Consider the following 17,263-nt stretch of genomic DNA (forward strand, 5'->3'; position numbering starts at 1 on the left):
TCATTTTTTATGGCCAATAACGAGCAAAATATTCCATTGGACACGGCTACGTTTATACGTATTCGTAAATGGTATTTGTTGGCATTGGCAGCCATTGCCCTTACCGTTATTATAGCCCAAGTACTTATTCAATTACACCTAAAAGCACAATCTGGTGATTCTGAACTTATAAATATAGCCGGTAGACAACGTGCCTTTAGTCAAAAATTAACCAAAGAGACTTTACTTTTAAAAGAATTGAGTAATCCGGAAGATAAAAAAATGGTACTCTCCGAAATCGAGAAAACTCTTGACATTTGGAAAATATCTCACGAAGGTCTTCACTTAGGCGACGCTTCTTTTAACCTGCCTTATGAAAATGACCCAAAGGTACAGTCTTTATTTAAAAAGCTTGATCCTCACCACTCTGTAATGGTTAAGGCATTAGAACATGTACTTACAACCCATCAGCAAGACGGTAATGCAACTGTTCAACAAAACGACTTAGATGCCTTATTGAACAATGAGCGTCAGTTTTTAAACATCATGGACCAAATTGTAAATGAATATGATGCCCGTAGTAATGAACAGCTACAAAAACTTAAACGAAAAGAGTATTGGTTGTTGGCATTCTCCTTAGCCATTCTTCTTCTAGAAATCTTTGTTATTTTCCGTCCGTTATCCATCCAAATTAAAAATACCATTGGACATTTAATGGGTAAGGATGAAGAGTCAAAAGATCAACTGGAAAAGATTCAAAATTTATATGACGAAAAAGAACGTTCGCTCAAAGAGTTGCAAGAACTAAATTTTGTTATTGACAACGCTGCACTTTTTGCAAGTATTCGTAAAGATGGTTCCATTGTTTTTATAAGTAAGAAGTTTTTAGATTTATTAGGTCATGAGACCACACCTGTAAACAAGCCTATTTCAGAAATTCTCACCGTTGAAGAAGGCCAGCAGTCTTATCTAAAAGAAGTGCTGAAAATTAACAGGAAAAATGTGATGCGTACAGAAGAGCTGCAAGTAGTAACTACCAAAGGAAATACAATTTGGTTAGACATGTCAATAGTGCCCATGCATCAATCTACCTTAGAACAAGATATTTTAATTCTATGTTCAGATATCACTGAACGAAAAGAAAATCAGCTTAAAGTACAGCAGTTGACCAAGCAGAATTTTGAGGAACGCATGCAGCAGAAAAAATTGCAGGCAAGCCAAATTGTGGAGGGTCAAGAAGAAGAACGTAAGCGAATAGCCAAAGATATTCATGACGGAATAGGACAAATGTTGACTGCACTTAAATTTAATATTGAATCTATCGATATTGAGAATAAGGACAAAACGGCAGAAAAAATCGCCTACCTAAAAGCCTTAACATCTGATCTTATAAAAGGGGTTAGAACAGCCACTTTCAACCTTACTCCGCCAGAATTAAGTGATCACGGAATTTTCCCCGCAATACATAAAATGACCACCGAACTTTCTAAACTTACAGGTAAAACCGTTCTGTTTAAAAATAAGACCGATGCCAATATAAGGTTTGACTCACTAGCTGAAACTAACATCTATCGTGTTACACAAGAAGCGGTAAACAATGCCATAAAATATGCGGAAGCCAATTATATTTTGGTAACTTTAAATTACTCTTATCCTATTTTAAGCGTTGTTATAGATGACGATGGTAAAGGTTTTGACGATACTATTTTAGGCCAACTACCAAAGAACAATAGCGAAGGTGGCATGGGTCTATTTTTTATGAAAGAGCGTATAGACTATATTAACGGGCGGTTGTTCATTAACTCTGAAATAGGAAAAGGAACACGCGTTACCATAAATTACAAAACAGAAGAAAATAAAATTGCCAATGGAACGGAATGAGCTTTACCCTGTATTTTTAAAAGTATCTAATCTTCAGATTTTAATAGTTGGAGGTGGCAATGTTGCTTTAGAAAAATTGAGTTTTTTGTTAAAATCAAGTCCGACCGCACAAGTTGAAATGGTATCACCAATGTTTAGGAAAGAAACAATAGCTTTAGCCAATAAGTTCAATATAAAAATGAATGTGGCACCCTATCATGTGTCTTACCTAAAAGGGAAAAATATTGCAATCGCTACTACAGACAATGTACCTGTAAACGAGCAGGTATATCATGACTGTAGGGAAAGACAAATATTGGTGAACGTTGCCGACAACCCTCCTTTTTGTGATTTCTATATGGGTGGTATTGTTACCAAGGGCAATGTAAAAGTGGCTATTTCTACTAACGGAAAATCACCGACTACAGCCAAAAGATTACGTCAATTTTTTGAGGATGTAATTCCTGAAAATATTGATGACCTTGTTAAAAACCTCAACGAATTCCGAAAAACCATTAAAGGTGATTTTGAAGAAAAAGTAGAGACCTTAAACGAATTCACAAAAGGTTTAGTAAATAAAAAAGAGGGGTAAATTACCTGTCTACACTTGCATGGTCTAAATTATGACTACAGCTATAATGGGCATTATCTGCTGCGTATACAGAAGCATCTGCCGACTCTTGTGCACCTTTCATTAATCTTTGTGCCTTACGCATATAAAACTGCAAATTACCTAGATTATTTGCCTTCGAGGCATTCTTTACATTTTCAAAAGCTTCGGTAGAAAAATCACGAGAGTCTATGGCATGTCTTTCTGCATCGATCGTATAACTAATAACTTCGTCTAATCCGCATCTTTCAGAATCATATTGCGCCTCAGAAGCTAAGAGTACAGCTTCATCTGCTGCATTTACAGCCTGACCCATTAAAAGCATTGCTGATTTGGTGTTTTTTCGTGCCTTGGTTACAGAAGCATCAAAAGAGGCAATTTCTACGTCGCTTCTTAACGAATCTGATAATTTACTTACTAGTTGCATGTAGTTTTGTACATCGCTAATTTCACTTTTAAAAACTTCGCATTGTGCTTGAACATAAGTTGATGTAAAAAAGAGTACCGCAACTTTTAAATAGGTTTTAATCTTACTCATTCTTGGGGGAAATTTAATTTGTTAAGTACTAAACTGCGATAATTTAAAAATCGTATTATTTTTAGGCCAACTGCATAAAATAAAGAAAATTCTTGTTAAATAAAGCTATTTTGCCTATTCTGTATTCTTCATTCTGAAATAAGTTTTAGAGCTGTAGTTTTCAATACCTTTAAAAGTTCAAAATCGTACTGAAATAATGACCTCAGAATCTATTCGAGAAATACTGATTGAATTTAACTTCAACGGAAATTCAATAAAGTGGACTCCCTTAAATAACGGACTCATCAATGACACTTTTTTGTTTACGGAGGGTGATGGTCGACAATACATTCTCCAGAAAATAAATACCCAAGTGTTTAAAAATGCAGAAATACTAATGGATAACATTAGTAATACACTGCCATTTTTAAATGCAGAAGATTATGCACAAATCACTTTCTTACGAACGAAAAACGGGGAACATACTTTAAAGAAAAATGATGGTCTATGGCGAATGATGACTTACATACCCCAAAGCACCACCTATAACACCACTACAGATAACAACATTGCTTTTGAAGCCGGTCGTATTGTAGGTCGCTTTCATAGTTTATTAAAAGATGTGGACCTTTCTATAGTTAAAGATACATTGCCAAAATTCCATAACTTGAACCATAGAACTCTAGAGTTTCAAGAAGCTTTACAAAATGCAGATGCACACAAAAAAGAAATTGCTGCTGTAGCTATTAAAAAGACCCAGTCCTTTTTTAAGGAGCTTCAACAATTACAAACTATTAATTTACCAGTTAGAATTTGCCATAATGATACCAAACTAAATAATATTTTATTCTCGGATAGCACTAATAAAGCGTTATGCCTTATTGATCTAGACACCATTATGAAAGGGTATTTCTTTTATGATTTTGGCGATGCCATTAGAACAGTGGTAAACAATGCTCCTGAAGATGAACAAAACCACGATTTAATTCATTTCGATGAGAATCTATTTGAATCTTTTGTTGACGGATTAGTTCTTAACCAACAACTCTTAACAACTGCCGATAAAGATAGCTTACCATTAGGGACTGTATTTATGCCTTTTATTCATGGGTTGCGAGCTTTGACAGATTACTTGAACAACAATAAATACTACAAAGTAACTTACGAGAATCAGAACTTAGACAGATGTACTAGTCTCTTTAATTTCGCTGAAAAAGCATTAGCTAAAAAAGGTTTTATGGCAGCCTGTATTCAAAAACGACTTGGTTAGTTTGCCTATTTTGAAGTTAAATCGTCTAACAGCACGCGTATTTTTTTACTGTTCCAATCTGCTGCACCCGTTTCTTTTATGATGATTTTTCCCGTAGCATCAATAACATAATTTGTTGGAATACTATTTTCTTGAAGAATTTCAGGAGCTTGCATTTGCGGAAAATAGATAGGTAGTTCATAATCCTTTTTAGTAATGAAGCGCTGTACTCTTTCTGGCTCTTCTTGGGTCAATAAAATAAAATTGACCTTGTCACCGTAGTCTTTAAACAATTCTTGAATTCCAGGTAATTCTGCAATACATGGCGGACACCAAGTTGCCCAATAACTTATAAAAGTAACCTTGCCTTTACCTACAGAAATACTTTTGGTATCGCCTTGTAAATTAGTTACTGCATATTGAAACGGAACTATCTGATCCTGATTTTTTTCATCTTCAACACTTGGTGACCAAACAACTACTTTCAGTTTATTAACAGCTACCTGAATTGGGGTTCTCGTCTGCGGAATTAGCAACAGCAAAATAAACGCCACAAAAATAATATCACTGATTTTAAATTTTCGCTTTTTCATGTGGGGTATCAGTCGGGTAATAGAGTGATTCTTTACTAGTTGTATTATATTACCTGTCTATTTCAATTAATTTAGAATTTACGTTTAATTGGTTCAATTATGGCTTCTTACTTTCTTTAAGGTATCCATAAAAAACAATCCCGAATAAGCCAAGCCAAAGTAAACGAAAAAGCCAAATATTCATTTCAAATCCAAAAAATTGACCTGTATCGTTTGTTCCAATAAAACTATATGCTATTTCAATTATTGCTATTACCATTCCAATAATTGATGTCATTTTTTTCATGCTTATGTAGTTTTCTATTCCTAATTATCCGACTAAAATTTTAGCTTTTATTTTCTTGAATCCAACTGCTTTTTTAGCAAATTCATATTCTTTACGTTCAATGGAATAATTGCAGACAACACTATCGGAACTGCCACTAAAGGCGTAAGTCCATCTTGTATAGAAACGTAAATAAAGAAAAGTAAAACTCCGGTTAAAACAATTGCCAAGAGCCAAACCATAGTTATTGCTGCTGTATATTTTTTAAGTAATTCTTCTGTACTTAATTTTGAGAGTGCTTCTTTGTTCATTGCTATACCTTTTGCAAAATTAAACGAATTAACATAAGTTACTCTCCCGCTTCTTCCTTCGACTTATTGTATTTGGTGAATTCTACCTTTTTGTCTTCTAATATTTTATAGAATCTACGGTGACTAATTTTAAGGTCTTTGGTTATTTCAGCTACCTTTTTCTTTTTTTTCTTGTAAAGTTTGATCTCTGCCGTTACAGCTTTGTTGAAGTAATATTTGTGAAGTGCATCTACTATCTCTAGCTCTGTTTTGTTGCTAGTACTAGTCAACAGTTCTATTTCAGATTTTATTTGTTGTAAGCCCTTCATGTCTCTGAATTATTTTTCTGGCATTGGGTCAGAGAACCTAGTTTTTAAATTCTCGTACTTGTCTAAATCTTCTAAAGAATGGTTACCGTAATCATTGACAATATCAAATTTTACGTTATTGTTTGCCAAGAACGTAGCTACTCTTTCTAGCTCTTCGGGGGAACCTTTAATTTCAATTTTTGCCATTATTTACAAATGCGTTTTATTAAGTATTTGCCTAAATTTAATATTATTCTTTCAATTCTGTGCAGTAAAATTCCCTACCAAGGCATATCTCTTTTAAAGTTAATTGATTTTTTAGATTTTTTGCCGTTGCACTGTTAATTCAATCGATTTTATTAAAAACAGCTTTTGGTTTTTTTTACTTGAATGGGGTAATTAAAGTAACACTTACTACCTCATTTACGGGTTACCGTAAAAGATATTGAGGAAGTCTTTTTAGATTTAGAAAATCTAAAAAGACCGATAAAATCAAATGAATTTATTTAAAAAACTATTTATGCTTTTTTTTCTAATAGTAGGTACTATACAAATCAACGCCCAATCTTCTTGTTCTGATTTATTGGCTATGGTAAAATCTGAAAGTTACGGGTCTTCTTATTATAGTTATTCTAGCGATGCCATATCTCAAGTTACCTTTTATGAGATTGATGGCGATAATTACAACAGCTACTATTTTGCCGTTGTTCGTTTTAAAAACTCTTATACAGATTATATTTATCAAGTAGGCTCTAGAACAAAAAGCAATTATGCCATGAACTATTTACAAAGCGCAGGCGAAGCTTTCTGGAAATACATACAACCTTATAATGAAAATTTAAATTGTGCGCCTAATTGATGTTTTCAATTTTTAGCATTTGCAACCATATTCTTAACTATATATAATAGCGTTTTCTTTTGTAATGGTTTATAAAATTAGAATGATTATTTTGGTTGTTAGTTTATAGCTTTCTCCCATATTTAAATTAGCATTTGCAAAAAGAATTATAACAAATCAATGACCGAACAAAAAGCACAATTAGAACAACAACTCTGGAACATTGCCAATACCCTACGTGGTAAAATGGATGCCGATGATTTTAGAGATTATATACTAGGCTTCATTTTTTACAAGTACCTCAGTAAAAAAATGGAGCTCTATGCCAATGAAGTTTTACAACCAGACGCACTCACATTTCAAGAAATTGAAGGGCACAAAATGGAAGCCGATTATATGGCTGCCGTAAAAGATGCAGCTTTAGATAAGCTAGGTTACTTTTTAGCACCATCTGAATTGTTTAGCGAGCTTGCCCGTAGAGGTAATGCCGGCGGTAAAAGCCAGTTTATTTTAGGGGATCTTGCCAAAGTGCTTAACCATATTGAACAAAGCACCATGGGAACCGAAAGCGAAGACGATTTTGGTAACCTTTTTGAAGATTTAGATTTAACGAGCTCTAAACTGGGAAAATCTGAGAATGATAAAAATGAGCTGATTGTAAAAGTGCTTACGCATTTAAACGAAATAGATTTTGACCTAGAAAATACGGAGAGCGATGTTTTGGGCGATGCCTATGAATACCTCATTGGGCAATTTGCCAGTGGTGCGGGTAAAAAAGCAGGTGAATTCTATACGCCACAGCAAGTATCTAGCATATTGGCGCAGTTGGTAACGGTGGGCAAAGACAAGCTAAAATCGGTCTATGACCCTACCTGCGGCTCGGGTTCTTTACTGTTACGTGTTGCCAAGGCGGTAAAAAATGTAAGTGCTTTTTACGGGCAAGAAATGAACCCTACCACCTACAACCTTTGCCGTATGAACATGATCATGCACGACGTGCATTACAAAAGTTTTGATATTAAGAATGAAGACACCCTAGAACGCCCACAACATATAGACCAACGTTTTGAGGCTATTGTAGCCAACCCGCCCTTTTCTGCCAAGTGGAGCGCCAGCCCGCTTTTTATGAGCGACGACCGATTTTCTAGCTACGGAAAATTGGCACCCAGTAGCAAGGCGGATTTTGCCTTTGTACAACACATGGTACACCAATTAGATGATAACGGTACCATGGCGGTGGTTTTGCCGCACGGGGTTTTATTTAGAGGTGCCGCAGAGGGTCATATTAGAAAGTACTTGATCAAAGACCGTAATTATTTAGATGCCGTTATTGGCTTGCCTGCCAATATATTTTACGGTACCAGCATACCCACCTGTATTTTGGTATTGAAAAAAACACGCACTTCGGCTCCGCTCAGTGACCGAGTGTTGTTTATTGATGCCAGCCAACATTTTGAGAAGGTGAAGACGCAAAATGTATTGCGAGATGTGGATATTGCTAAAATTATTGACACCTATAAAAGTTATACCAGTGGCAATTTTGAAGAAGCCACCACAGAAAAATACAGTTACGTAGCTACCAAAGCAGAAATTGAAGAGAACGATTATAACTTAAATATACCCAGGTATGTAGATACGTTTGAAGAAGAAGAACCGGTAGACTTAGAAGCCGTAAGCAATGAATTGCGAGCGGTTGCTGAGCGTAGCCGAAGCACCGATGCCACCATTAAGCAATTTTGCGACGAACTAGGTATAAACACCCCGTTTTAATGGCAGAGGATAATAACAAAAAACAAACGTCATTGCGAGGAGGCACGACGCGGCAATCTGCCAGTCTGGAACACGCAACAGACAGATTGCCTCACTCCGCTGGCAATGACGAGCACGAAACGTCTTTGCGAGGCACGAAGCAATCTGCCCAATCAAAAACGCTACCCCTACTACCAAAACTTCGTTTTAAGGAGTTTGATGGGGAGTGGAAAAGAAAGAAATTAGGTGAGGTTGCTAAAATTATTACTGGTAGTACGCCATCAACTGCTAATGAAGAATATTATAATGGTGAAAAATTATTTATTTCTCCTTCTGATATACAGGCAAATAGGTTTGTTTTTGAAACTAAAACAACTTTAACACAACTTGGGTTTAGTAAAGGACGAAAAGTAAGAAAGGGTAGTGTCTTGTTTGTTTGTATTGGTTCAACAATTGGTAAAGTTGCTCAATCAACCGAAGAATGTTTAACAAACCAGCAAATAAATGCATTAGAAGCATTTAAAGAATATTCTAATGAATTTTTATACGGAATATTAGAAAAAAATGGAATTAAAATAAAATTATTAGCTGGAGTTCAAGCTGTTCCTCAAATTAACAAAACGGATTTTTCAAATTTTAAGTATTTGTTCCCATCCCTCCCCGAGCAACAAAAAATAGCTTCTTTTTTAAGTGCGGTAGATGAAAAAATACAGCAGCTCAGCAAAAAGAAAGCACTTTTAGAGCAATACAAAAAAGGGGTGATGCAACAACTGTTCTCGGGTAAGCTTAGGTTTAAAGATGAGAATGGTGAGGACTTTCCGGATTGGGAGGAGAAACGGTTGGGGGAGCTTGCTGAGAGAAATGCTAATAAAAACAAAGAGAATAAAGTAAATTTTGTTCTTACCAATTCAGCTACTCAAGGTATTGTTAGTCAAAGCGATTATTTTGATAGAGATATTGCTAATCAAAATAATTTAACCGGGTATTATATAGTAGAACTTAATGATTTTATATATAACCCAAGAATTTCAGTACATGCGCCTGTCGGACCTATAAAAAGAAATAAATTACAGCAAGGTGTAATGTCACCATTATATTCTGTTTTTAAATTTAAAGTAGAGAATTTGGAATATTTTGAATACTATTTCGAAACTGTTAATTGGCACAGATATTTAGAAAACGTGTCAAATATGGGTGCAAGACATGATCGAATGAACATTACAAATGTTGATTTTTTTAAAATGCCAATACCATTTCCGTGTGAAGGGGAAAGAGAAAAAATAGCCAATTATTTATCGGCAATAGACACTAAAATAGAAACCGTACACCAACAAATAGAAAAAACGCAAAGCTTTAAAAAAGGGCTGTTGCAGCAAATGTTCGTGTAAGGTCATTGCGAGGGAGGCACGACCGCGGCAATCTGCCTGTTGCGTGTTCCTAAGGAACAGATTGCCGCGCTACGCTCGCAATGACGATACGTGGGCGTGTTCCTAACTTACAGATTGCCGCGCTGCGCTCGCAATGACGAATTCAAGGCGCTCGCAATGATGAATAATTATGAAACCAGGCTATGTATACATACTAACGAACAAAAATAACACCACGCTTTACGTTGGGGTTACGGTTAATTTGGGTGAGCGTATACAGCAGCATAAAAACAAACATGATAAAAAATCGTTTACTGCCAGATACAACGTAGACAAATTAGTGTACTACGAAGCTTTTCAAGAAATAGGAGATGCCATAGCACGAGAGAAGCAAATAAAAGCAGGCAACAGAGCAAAAAAAATAGCATTGATAGAAAAGAAGAATCCAGACTGGGAAGATTTAACATAAACGTCATTGCGAGTGTTGCCTTCGTCATTACGAGGGAGGCGCTCGTAATGATGATACGAGAGCGTTTTGAATGAATTAGACATTTGATGCGCGTATTTTTTTGTAGATATTAGTATTAGCGCACACTTTTTTATGTCTGCGCACGTTTTAGAATCAATTCATTAGCGCATGTTTTTAAGTTAAAAGCTTATGTGCGCACGTAATTTTACAGTGGCGCATGTTTTTTTGCGCTATCTTAGAGCTTAATCGTATTATTTTTAATACCATGGAAATTAAAATACCAGCTATAAAAACATCTATATTTCAGGGTAAAACTACTCCTGAAAAAGGAAAAATAGTGGGTTACGGTGCTATAATAGAGCGTTTACAGTTGCCAATACCGTTTCCAAATACATTATCGCTTATAACTGAAAAGAGCAAAAAATATAGTGAAGGTGCTTGGAAAATGTATCCCGCCTCATATGCCCCAGAAGAAACCATATACAAACAGCTTGTTTTTGCTATTAAATATGAAGGCATCAACCTGCTATTTTTTAAATCTTTATTCCACACACTTTCAAAAAAAGAAATACAGCATATATTACACATAGAACCAATGGGGCAATACAGCCGAAAAATATGGTTTCTATACGAGTGGTTGCAACAAGAGGAAATTGAAGTACAGGTAGATTTAAAAAAGCGCAAATATATTCCCCTACTAGACGCTAAAATGCAATACACGGTAGTTGGTAAAAATGCTTCCCGACAAAAAATAACCAACAACCTACCGGGCACCATAGATTTTTGTCCGCTTATATTCAAAACAGAAAAATTAGAAAAGCATATAAACGCCAATGTATCTGGTAAAAAAAATACATTTTTAAACACCGTTCATAAAGATGTGTTACAGCGTGCATCATCCTTTTTACTATTAAAAGACTCAAAAGCATCTTTTTCCATAGAGGGCGAAAACCCAGGTAATAATAGAGCTATGCGTTGGGGTAAGGCTATTGGGCAAGCTGGTCAAAAACCATTAAGCATAGCAGAGTTAAACCGTTTACAGCAGCTCATTATAGAAAATAGCAGGTTTGTACAAATGGGGCTTAGAAAAGAAGGTGGTTTTGTTGGCGCGCATGACAGATCTAGCGGCGAACCTTTGCCAGACCATATCTCTGCAAAGCAAGAAGATCTTGAACAACTTATTGAAGGGTTACTGACCACAAACGCCGTTCTGCAAGATGAAACCTATGATGCTGTTTTGGCTGCGGCCACGATTGCATTCGGTTTTGTTTTTATTCACCCCTATGTAGATGGCAACGGGCGTTTACACCGCTATATAATTCATCATGTATTAGCAAAAAAAGGGTTTGCACAACAAGGAGTAATTTTTCCCGTATCGTCTTCTATCTTGGATCATATTGATGATTATAGAAATGTATTGGAAGCATACTCACACCCTTTACTAGATTATATAGAATGGAAAGAAACAGAAGACCATAATATTGAGGTAACAAACACTACCATTGACTTTTATAGATACTTTGATGCTACACCGCAAGCGGAATTTTTATACGATTGTGTAGAAGACACCTTAGAAAGAGTCATACCAGAAGAGGTAAATTATTTACAAAACTATGATGCCTTTAAACACTATGTAGATAACCATTTTGAAATGCCCGATAAATTGGTTGCCATATTGGTTCGTTTTCTAGAACAGCATAACGGGGTACTATCTAAAAGAGCCTTAAAAAAGGAATTTTCTGAGTTAAAGGATGAAGAAGTAACCGCTATAGAAGCAAATTATAAACGTATCTTTTTGAACACCAAATGACTAAGCAACCAGAAGCATTGTTAGAGCACAAACTAATTCATTTGATAATTGAAGTATATTGGAAATTGGGTTATAATTATTCAAAGCCTTTATAATAGTGCGCTTAAAATCAATTTGGTTAAATTTAATTGTTGAGAAAAACATAAATATGTTAATGAATATGTCTATTTGGTACAAAATATGTAGTTTTGCATATACTTTAGAAGAAACTTTTATCGTTAAGTGCTTGCAGAGATCAGTACTTAATATACAGCAATACACCTCCCATGCCTATCATAGAAGCACACTTGGGAGGTCTTTTCTTTTATAGCTATGAGTAAAAAACCTTATACCAAAACTCCATTAACATTTGCAGACCAACTAGCGCTTCTTAAAAATCGTCAACTAACAATAACTGATGATAAAAAAGCACTTTCATACTTGTCCGAAATAAGTTATTATCGCCTAAGTGCATACTATCTTCCATATCAACAAATAAAAGACACTTTTAATACTGGTACTACTTTTGATCAAATTATAAAAACATATTCTTTTGATCGTGAACTTCGCCTTTTAGTTTTTGATTGCATAGAACGTATAGAAGTTGCGGTGAGAACACAATTCATCTATCATATGGCTACAACACATAATAATGCACATTGGCAAGATGACAAGGCTCATTTTATAACACCGTATTATAATAGGATAGGAAGATTAGTTGACCCTTTCAATGACTTTCAAAGTATTATTTCAAGGGCAACAAGTGCGCGTAAACCCGAAGTGTTTATAAAACATTACACAAACACCTATAATAGTCCTTCGAACCCGCCTTCTTGGATGCGTTTTGAGTTATTGACAATGGGCGATCTATCACATATTTACCGTGGTTTACGAAATAATGCTGATAAAAAAAGTATAGCAAATTATTTTGAAGTGCACCCTACGGTATTCACATCTTGGTTACATACGTTAACTTATGTTAGAAATATTTGTGCGCATCATTCAAGATTATGGAACAAGGACCTAGCCATAGAGCCAGAAAAATTATTAAAACCCGTTGGTCCTTGGTTAGGTACTAGGTACCAAAATAATAAACGGATTTTTTATTTTATTTGCGTGCTTCGCTACTTACTTTTAAGAGCAAACCCTGGTAATAGACTAAAAGAAAAATTAGAATTGTTATTTGCCAAATATCCTGAAGTACCTATACAGTACCTAGGTATCCCTTCTGATGGTAATGGTAATCTTCTTGATTGGAAAAATGAACCGTTATGGAAATAATACTATGACTACACAACCAGAAGCCATTTTAGAACACAACTTGATCAATCAATTAATTGATTTAGAGTACACGCCTGTAAAAATATTGGATGGTAAAGCATTGGTTTCTAATTTAAAAAGTCAGTTAGAAGCTTTCAATGAAGCTAACTATTCAGACAAAGAGTTTGATGCCATTCTTAATCATTTGGCAAAAGGCAATGTATTTGAAAAAGCAAAGACATTACGTGATCGTTTTAGCTTTACTAGGGAAAATGGAGATGTTTGTTATGTTCGCTTCTACGATTCTGAAAACTGGACAAACAACTTATTCCAAGTCACAAATCAAGTAACATTAGAAGGTTCTTATAAAAACAGGTATGACGTTACGCTTTTGGTCAATGGTTTGCCTCTTGTACAAATAGAACTGAAACGCAGAGGTATTGAAATTAAAGAAGCTTTCAATCAAATAAACCGTTATCAATTACATTCATTTTGGAGCAATCATGGCTTGTTTCAATACGTGCAGTTATTCGTAATCAGCAATGGCGGTAACACCAAATATTTGGCAAACAACAAATTACAATCGGTTAAACAGACCTTCTTCTGGTCAGATAAACAAAATAAAAATGTAACCGAGCTTACCGAATTTGCCGCTCAATTTTTAAACCCAAACCACTTGGGTAAAATGATTGCAAAATACATCGTCATCAACGAAACCCACAAAATAATGATGGTATTACGTCCCTATCAATATTTTGCAACCGAAGCCATTATAAAGCAAGTACAGACCTCAACAGATAATGCCTATATATGGCATACCACAGGTTCTGGAAAAACATTGACCTCTTTTAAGACAAGCCAAATATTAATGGACTTGCCAGAGGTATACAAAGTAATTTTTGTAGTAGACCGCAAAGATTTAGATTACCAAACTATGAGAGAATTCAACGCCTTTAAAGAAGGTAGTGTAGACTCTACTAATAATACCACTAGTCTAGTTAATCAGTTCTTAGGTAAGTTTAAAGATAAAAAAGGCGTTCGTAAAGATTCTGATTTAATTATCACCACTATTCAAAAACTAAATAATGCCATAACGGGTCATAATAAAACAAAATTAGATGCTCTAAAAAATGAACGGTTTGTATTTATTTTTGATGAGTGTCATCGTAGTCAGTTTGGTGAAACACATGCAAGAATTACAGAATACTTCACCAATAGTCAATTATTTGGTTTTACCGGTACGCCAATTTTTGCAGACAATGCATCTAAAAATGACCTTGGTAAACGCACAACAAAAGACTTGTTTGGTAATTGTCTACACAAATATGTAATAACAGATGCCATAAGAGACCAAAACGTATTAAAATTTGGTATTGAGTACGTAGGCAGGTATAAGAATAAAAGCCAAACTTTTATTGATATTGAAGTTGAGGACATTGATAAAAAAGAGGTGTTAGATTCTGAAAAGCGAATTACCAAAATTGTAGATTACGTAATAGCGCATCATGACCAAAAGACTTTTAGTAAAGAGTACTCTGCCTTATTTGCCGTTAGTAGTATTGATAATGTAATTACCTATTATGACCTCTTTCAGAAGAAAAAAGAAGCTGGGGAACATAATTTACGTATTGCAACTATTTTCACTTATGGTGTCAATGAAGCCAATGAAGATGCACAAGATTATCTACCAGGTGATGAATTGGACTTGGCTGCAGAGCCATCTCCTGTTTATACTTCTAGCCATACCAGAGATAAACTAGAAACCTATATTGGGCACTATAACGCCATGTACAACACTAGTTTTACAACCAAGGACCAACAACAATTTGAGAACTATTTTAAGGATATTAGCAAGCGCTTAAAAGAAAGAGAGAAAATTACTTTCAATGATGAAAAAGACCGTTTAGATATTGTTTTAGTGGTCAACATGATGCTTACCGGTTTTGATGCCAAAAAAGTAAATACACTATACGTTGATAAAAATTTAAAACAACATGGATTAATACAAGCATTTTCCCGAACTAATAGAATATTAGGAGAAGAGAAATCGCAAGGGAACATACTGTGCTTTCGTAACCTTAAAAAAGCGACAGATGATGCCATTACCCTTTTTTCAAACAAAGATGCCATAGAAGTGGTCACCATGCCAGATTATGAAGCTATTGCAGAAAAATTTGATGAAGCCCTAAAGAATCTTCGTGAAATAACACCTACCTACCAAAGTGTAAACGACCTAGTGAAAGAAGATGATGAAGCTGCCTTTGTACAAGCGTTTAGAAGGCTCTTGAGAAATATGAACGTGTTACAATCATACACCGATTTTAATTGGGACGATTTACCCATAAGCGAACAAGAATTTGCGGACTATCAAGGAAAGTACAGAGACTTATACGACAAAGTACAGCGCGACAACCAAAAGCAAAAAACCTCTATTCTAGCCGATATAGATTTTGAACTTGAGCTGATACATAGCGATACTATTAATGTTACCTACATTATTAAACTTCTTGCCAAACTAAAAGGAGCCACAAAGTCCGAAGCTCAAAAACAGAAAAAAGCCATTATAGATCTATTAGGTGGCGATACCATGCTGCGTAGCAAGCGAGAGCTTATTGAAAAGTTTATTGAAGAAAACCTGCCTAAAATAAATGACGTAGACAACATTCAAGATGAATTTGAAACCTATTGGCAAGATCAAAAAATCTTGGCTTTGGGCAAAATATGCGAAGAAGAACAACTTGACAAGCTTCAATTCAATGCACTGGTAAACAGTTACATTTACAGTGGTCAAGAACCCATACGTGATGATATTTTTAAATGCTTGGACAATAGACCTAGCATTTTAAAAGCTCGCGAGATAGGCGAACGTATACTTTCTAAAATGAAAGAATTCGTTGAGGTATTTGTAAATGGGATGGTGGGATAAAAACTTAGCCAATAACTGGGAATTTAATTAAAAACAGAGCGAGTGAACTCTTGGTTGAGCAGCAATAAAAAAAGCCCATTAATAAAGAGCAACACTAATAGATTCTGGGGGAACTTTAGTATACTAATATTAAGGGCAGCCTCAATTTAATATTTTATTAGGTAATAAGAAAATTGGTTTTAAAAATTATCTAAAAGTCATCTTACGGAAGACCCTTAAATCAAAAAAAGCAGCCATTTTAGGCTGCTTTTTATTCTTTATAAATTTTGAATTTGCTTAGTCACCTACATAGGTAAAGGTCGTTAAGTATGTTTCGTTCTCATCTGAGTGCATAGAAACAGTAGATACAGTTGCTGCTGTTGGGTAATCACCATCATAAGTATATGACATATTAATAGTGTATTCTATTTCACCTTCCTCATTTTTATAAACTACTTGCGACGGGTTATTGTTTGGAAACAATGCTTTTGCCCTGACAATTTCTTCTGCTTGCGGTGCCGCTGCAAAGTTTAATTTGATTTGATCCAACACATCGATCATACCCGCTGCTTCTGCAGTTTTGTAAAATGGATTTGGCTTATCGTCATAAGAGATTTCTGCCGTGTAATACACCACCTCTTCTTCGCCTGTCATATAATCATAATCGTACTCTATAAACTGCAAAACAGAAGGGTTTCCGTTTTCATCATACTCTTCAACTTGTCCGGTTTCAAAAGCATCATAAGGAGATTCGTATAATTCTTCTACATTACCGTTGTCTACATTGCCCGTTACATTACTAAGATCACCATCTTCATAGGTGAAATTGGTAGATTCTGTTCCGTCGAAAATTGATGTTAGTTGTAAATCTGCATTATAAGAAAATAAAACATTTGCACTATCATCTGAATCTTCGGCAGACGTAACGTTTATTGAGCTGATAAGCTTTGTTTCTACACTTCCGTTTACTTCTTCAAACTCTTCGGAAGTAGATTTTTCACAGCTAAAATTAATAACTGAAATAGCGGAAAGCAAGAGTAATTGTTTAAATCGTTTCATAGGTGATTTTGGTTTTAATTTATTTGTTAGGTCTTTACTTAACAAATAGATTTTATAATTATTGCATCCATTATATTACGGTTTTCCGTAATGTTTACGCTACGTCAACAGCTATGGTGTTTGTAGGAATATTTTTATTTAAAAATAATTTGAAAG

At 35.1% G+C, this 17,263-nt stretch carries 17 protein-coding genes; 10 read left to right on the forward strand and 7 right to left on the reverse strand.

Features of this window, described 5'->3' with window-relative positions:
* The first annotated feature begins 9 nt into the window (after positions 1 to 9).
* A complete protein-coding gene (locus DFQ03_RS01195) occupies positions 10 to 1,860 on the forward strand; it encodes an ATP-binding protein (RefSeq protein WP_133671210.1) in 1,851 nt (616 codons plus the stop codon).
* Positions 1,847 to 2,431, forward strand: coding sequence for a precorrin-2 dehydrogenase/sirohydrochlorin ferrochelatase family protein (locus tag DFQ03_RS01200; protein WP_133671211.1), 585 nt, complete (start codon positions 1,847 to 1,849; stop codon positions 2,429 to 2,431). The genes DFQ03_RS01195 and DFQ03_RS01200 overlap by 14 nt, the downstream gene beginning before the upstream one ends.
* A 1-nt stretch (position 2,432) precedes the next feature.
* On the opposite strand, the gene DFQ03_RS01205 is transcribed toward DFQ03_RS01200, so the two are convergent.
* Entirely contained in the window at positions 2,433 to 2,987 is a 555-nt protein-coding gene (locus tag DFQ03_RS01205; RefSeq protein ID WP_133671212.1) for a hypothetical protein, read from the reverse strand.
* A gap of 196 nt (positions 2,988 to 3,183) precedes the next feature.
* On the opposite strand from DFQ03_RS01205, the gene DFQ03_RS01210 reads away from it, so the two are divergent.
* Positions 3,184 to 4,236, forward strand: coding sequence for a phosphotransferase enzyme family protein (locus DFQ03_RS01210; RefSeq protein WP_133671213.1), 1,053 nt, complete (start codon positions 3,184 to 3,186; stop codon positions 4,234 to 4,236).
* 5 nt (positions 4,237 to 4,241) lie between these two features.
* Here the strand turns inward: DFQ03_RS01210 and DFQ03_RS01215 are convergent, their stop codons facing one another.
* The 5 genes from DFQ03_RS01215 to DFQ03_RS18730 all read right to left on the reverse strand — a co-directional run bounded on the left by DFQ03_RS01215 (position 4,242) and on the right by DFQ03_RS18730 (position 5,878).
* On the reverse strand, positions 4,242 to 4,808 hold the full coding sequence (locus tag DFQ03_RS01215; protein ID WP_133671214.1) for a TlpA family protein disulfide reductase: 567 nt from the start codon (positions 4,806 to 4,808) through the stop codon (positions 4,242 to 4,244).
* Between the two features lie 97 nt (positions 4,809 to 4,905).
* On the reverse strand, positions 4,906 to 5,094 hold the full coding sequence (locus DFQ03_RS01220; RefSeq protein WP_133671215.1) for a hypothetical protein: 189 nt from the start codon (positions 5,092 to 5,094) through the stop codon (positions 4,906 to 4,908).
* Between the two features lie 47 nt (positions 5,095 to 5,141).
* The gene (locus tag DFQ03_RS01225; protein ID WP_133671216.1) at positions 5,142 to 5,384 is read right to left on the reverse strand and encodes a hypothetical protein; all 243 of its coding nucleotides are present in this window, start codon (positions 5,382 to 5,384) and stop codon (positions 5,142 to 5,144) included.
* Between the two features lie 38 nt (positions 5,385 to 5,422).
* The gene (locus DFQ03_RS01230) at positions 5,423 to 5,692 is read right to left on the reverse strand and encodes a hypothetical protein (protein ID WP_133671217.1); all 270 of its coding nucleotides are present in this window, start codon (positions 5,690 to 5,692) and stop codon (positions 5,423 to 5,425) included.
* Between the two features lie 9 nt (positions 5,693 to 5,701).
* Complete coding sequence (locus DFQ03_RS18730) at positions 5,702 to 5,878, reverse strand: hypothetical protein (RefSeq protein ID WP_166637418.1); 177 nt, start codon at positions 5,876 to 5,878, stop codon at positions 5,702 to 5,704.
* Between the two features lie 313 nt (positions 5,879 to 6,191).
* Between DFQ03_RS18730 and DFQ03_RS01235 the strand changes: the two genes are divergently transcribed.
* The 7 genes from DFQ03_RS01235 (at position 6,192) to DFQ03_RS01265 (ending at position 16,069) form a co-directional block, all read left to right on the forward strand.
* Positions 6,192 to 6,530, forward strand: coding sequence for a hypothetical protein (locus DFQ03_RS01235; protein ID WP_243834386.1), 339 nt, complete (start codon positions 6,192 to 6,194; stop codon positions 6,528 to 6,530).
* A 159-nt stretch (positions 6,531 to 6,689) separates the two neighbouring features.
* The gene (locus DFQ03_RS01240; protein ID WP_133671219.1) at positions 6,690 to 8,279 is read left to right on the forward strand and encodes a type I restriction-modification system subunit M; all 1,590 of its coding nucleotides are present in this window, start codon (positions 6,690 to 6,692) and stop codon (positions 8,277 to 8,279) included.
* Positions 8,279 to 9,646, forward strand: a complete 1,368-nt coding sequence (locus DFQ03_RS01245) for a restriction endonuclease subunit S (protein WP_133671220.1) — start codon at positions 8,279 to 8,281, stop codon at positions 9,644 to 9,646. Before DFQ03_RS01240 ends, DFQ03_RS01245 begins: the two co-directional genes overlap by 1 nt.
* 169 nt (positions 9,647 to 9,815) lie before the next feature.
* Complete coding sequence (locus DFQ03_RS01250; protein WP_133671221.1) at positions 9,816 to 10,094, forward strand: GIY-YIG nuclease family protein; 279 nt, start codon at positions 9,816 to 9,818, stop codon at positions 10,092 to 10,094.
* A 265-nt stretch (positions 10,095 to 10,359) separates the two neighbouring features.
* Complete coding sequence (locus DFQ03_RS01255) at positions 10,360 to 11,904, forward strand: Fic family protein (protein ID WP_133671222.1); 1,545 nt, start codon at positions 10,360 to 10,362, stop codon at positions 11,902 to 11,904.
* A gap of 312 nt (positions 11,905 to 12,216) precedes the next feature.
* Positions 12,217 to 13,164, forward strand: coding sequence for an Abi family protein (locus tag DFQ03_RS01260; protein WP_133671223.1), 948 nt, complete (start codon positions 12,217 to 12,219; stop codon positions 13,162 to 13,164).
* A gap of 4 nt (positions 13,165 to 13,168) precedes the next feature.
* Positions 13,169 to 16,069: a type I restriction endonuclease subunit R gene (locus DFQ03_RS01265; protein ID WP_133671224.1), complete on the forward strand. Its 2,901-nt coding sequence runs from the start codon at positions 13,169 to 13,171 to the stop codon at positions 16,067 to 16,069.
* Positions 16,070 to 16,345: 276 nt separating this feature from the next.
* Here the strand turns inward: DFQ03_RS01265 and DFQ03_RS01270 are convergent, their stop codons facing one another.
* Positions 16,346 to 17,107: a hypothetical protein gene (locus DFQ03_RS01270; protein WP_133671225.1), complete on the reverse strand. Its 762-nt coding sequence runs from the start codon at positions 17,105 to 17,107 to the stop codon at positions 16,346 to 16,348.
* Positions 17,108 to 17,263 lie beyond the last annotated feature (156 nt).

Origin of the sequence: Maribacter caenipelagi, from assembly GCF_004364175.1 — a bacterium.
GTDB classification, from domain to species: domain Bacteria; phylum Bacteroidota; class Bacteroidia; order Flavobacteriales; family Flavobacteriaceae; genus Maribacter; species Maribacter caenipelagi.

What these genes read in the sequence shown, in the direction of transcription:
- DFQ03_RS01235 (WP_243834386.1), top strand. Translation starts at nt 6,192, where the DNA reads ATGCTTTTTTTTCTAATAGTAGGTACTATACAAATCAACGCCCAATCT.
- DFQ03_RS01260 (WP_133671223.1), top strand. Translation starts at nt 12,217, where the DNA reads ATGAGTAAAAAACCTTATACCAAAACTCCATTAACATTTGCAGACCAA.
- DFQ03_RS01215 (WP_133671214.1), bottom strand. Translation starts at nt 4,808, where the DNA reads ATGAAAAAGCGAAAATTTAAAATCAGTGATATTATTTTTGTGGCGTTT.
- DFQ03_RS01230 (WP_133671217.1), bottom strand. Translation starts at nt 5,692, where the DNA reads ATGAAGGGCTTACAACAAATAAAATCTGAAATAGAACTGTTGACTAGT.
- DFQ03_RS01205 (WP_133671212.1), bottom strand. Translation starts at nt 2,987, where the DNA reads ATGAGTAAGATTAAAACCTATTTAAAAGTTGCGGTACTCTTTTTTACA.
- DFQ03_RS01195 (WP_133671210.1), top strand. Translation starts at nt 10, where the DNA reads ATGGCCAATAACGAGCAAAATATTCCATTGGACACGGCTACGTTTATA.
- DFQ03_RS01250 (WP_133671221.1), top strand. Translation starts at nt 9,816, where the DNA reads ATGAAACCAGGCTATGTATACATACTAACGAACAAAAATAACACCACG.
- DFQ03_RS01255 (WP_133671222.1), top strand. Translation starts at nt 10,360, where the DNA reads ATGGAAATTAAAATACCAGCTATAAAAACATCTATATTTCAGGGTAAA.
- DFQ03_RS01265 (WP_133671224.1), top strand. Translation starts at nt 13,169, where the DNA reads ATGACTACACAACCAGAAGCCATTTTAGAACACAACTTGATCAATCAA.
- DFQ03_RS01210 (WP_133671213.1), top strand. Translation starts at nt 3,184, where the DNA reads ATGACCTCAGAATCTATTCGAGAAATACTGATTGAATTTAACTTCAAC.
- DFQ03_RS01270 (WP_133671225.1), bottom strand. Translation starts at nt 17,107, where the DNA reads ATGAAACGATTTAAACAATTACTCTTGCTTTCCGCTATTTCAGTTATT.
- DFQ03_RS01225 (WP_133671216.1), bottom strand. Translation starts at nt 5,384, where the DNA reads ATGAACAAAGAAGCACTCTCAAAATTAAGTACAGAAGAATTACTTAAA.
- DFQ03_RS01200 (WP_133671211.1), top strand. Translation starts at nt 1,847, where the DNA reads ATGGAACGGAATGAGCTTTACCCTGTATTTTTAAAAGTATCTAATCTT.
- DFQ03_RS01240 (WP_133671219.1), top strand. Translation starts at nt 6,690, where the DNA reads ATGACCGAACAAAAAGCACAATTAGAACAACAACTCTGGAACATTGCC.
- DFQ03_RS01220 (WP_133671215.1), bottom strand. Translation starts at nt 5,094, where the DNA reads ATGAAAAAAATGACATCAATTATTGGAATGGTAATAGCAATAATTGAA.
- DFQ03_RS01245 (WP_133671220.1), top strand. Translation starts at nt 8,279, where the DNA reads ATGGCAGAGGATAATAACAAAAAACAAACGTCATTGCGAGGAGGCACG.
- DFQ03_RS18730 (WP_166637418.1), bottom strand. Translation starts at nt 5,878, where the DNA reads ATGGCAAAAATTGAAATTAAAGGTTCCCCCGAAGAGCTAGAAAGAGTA.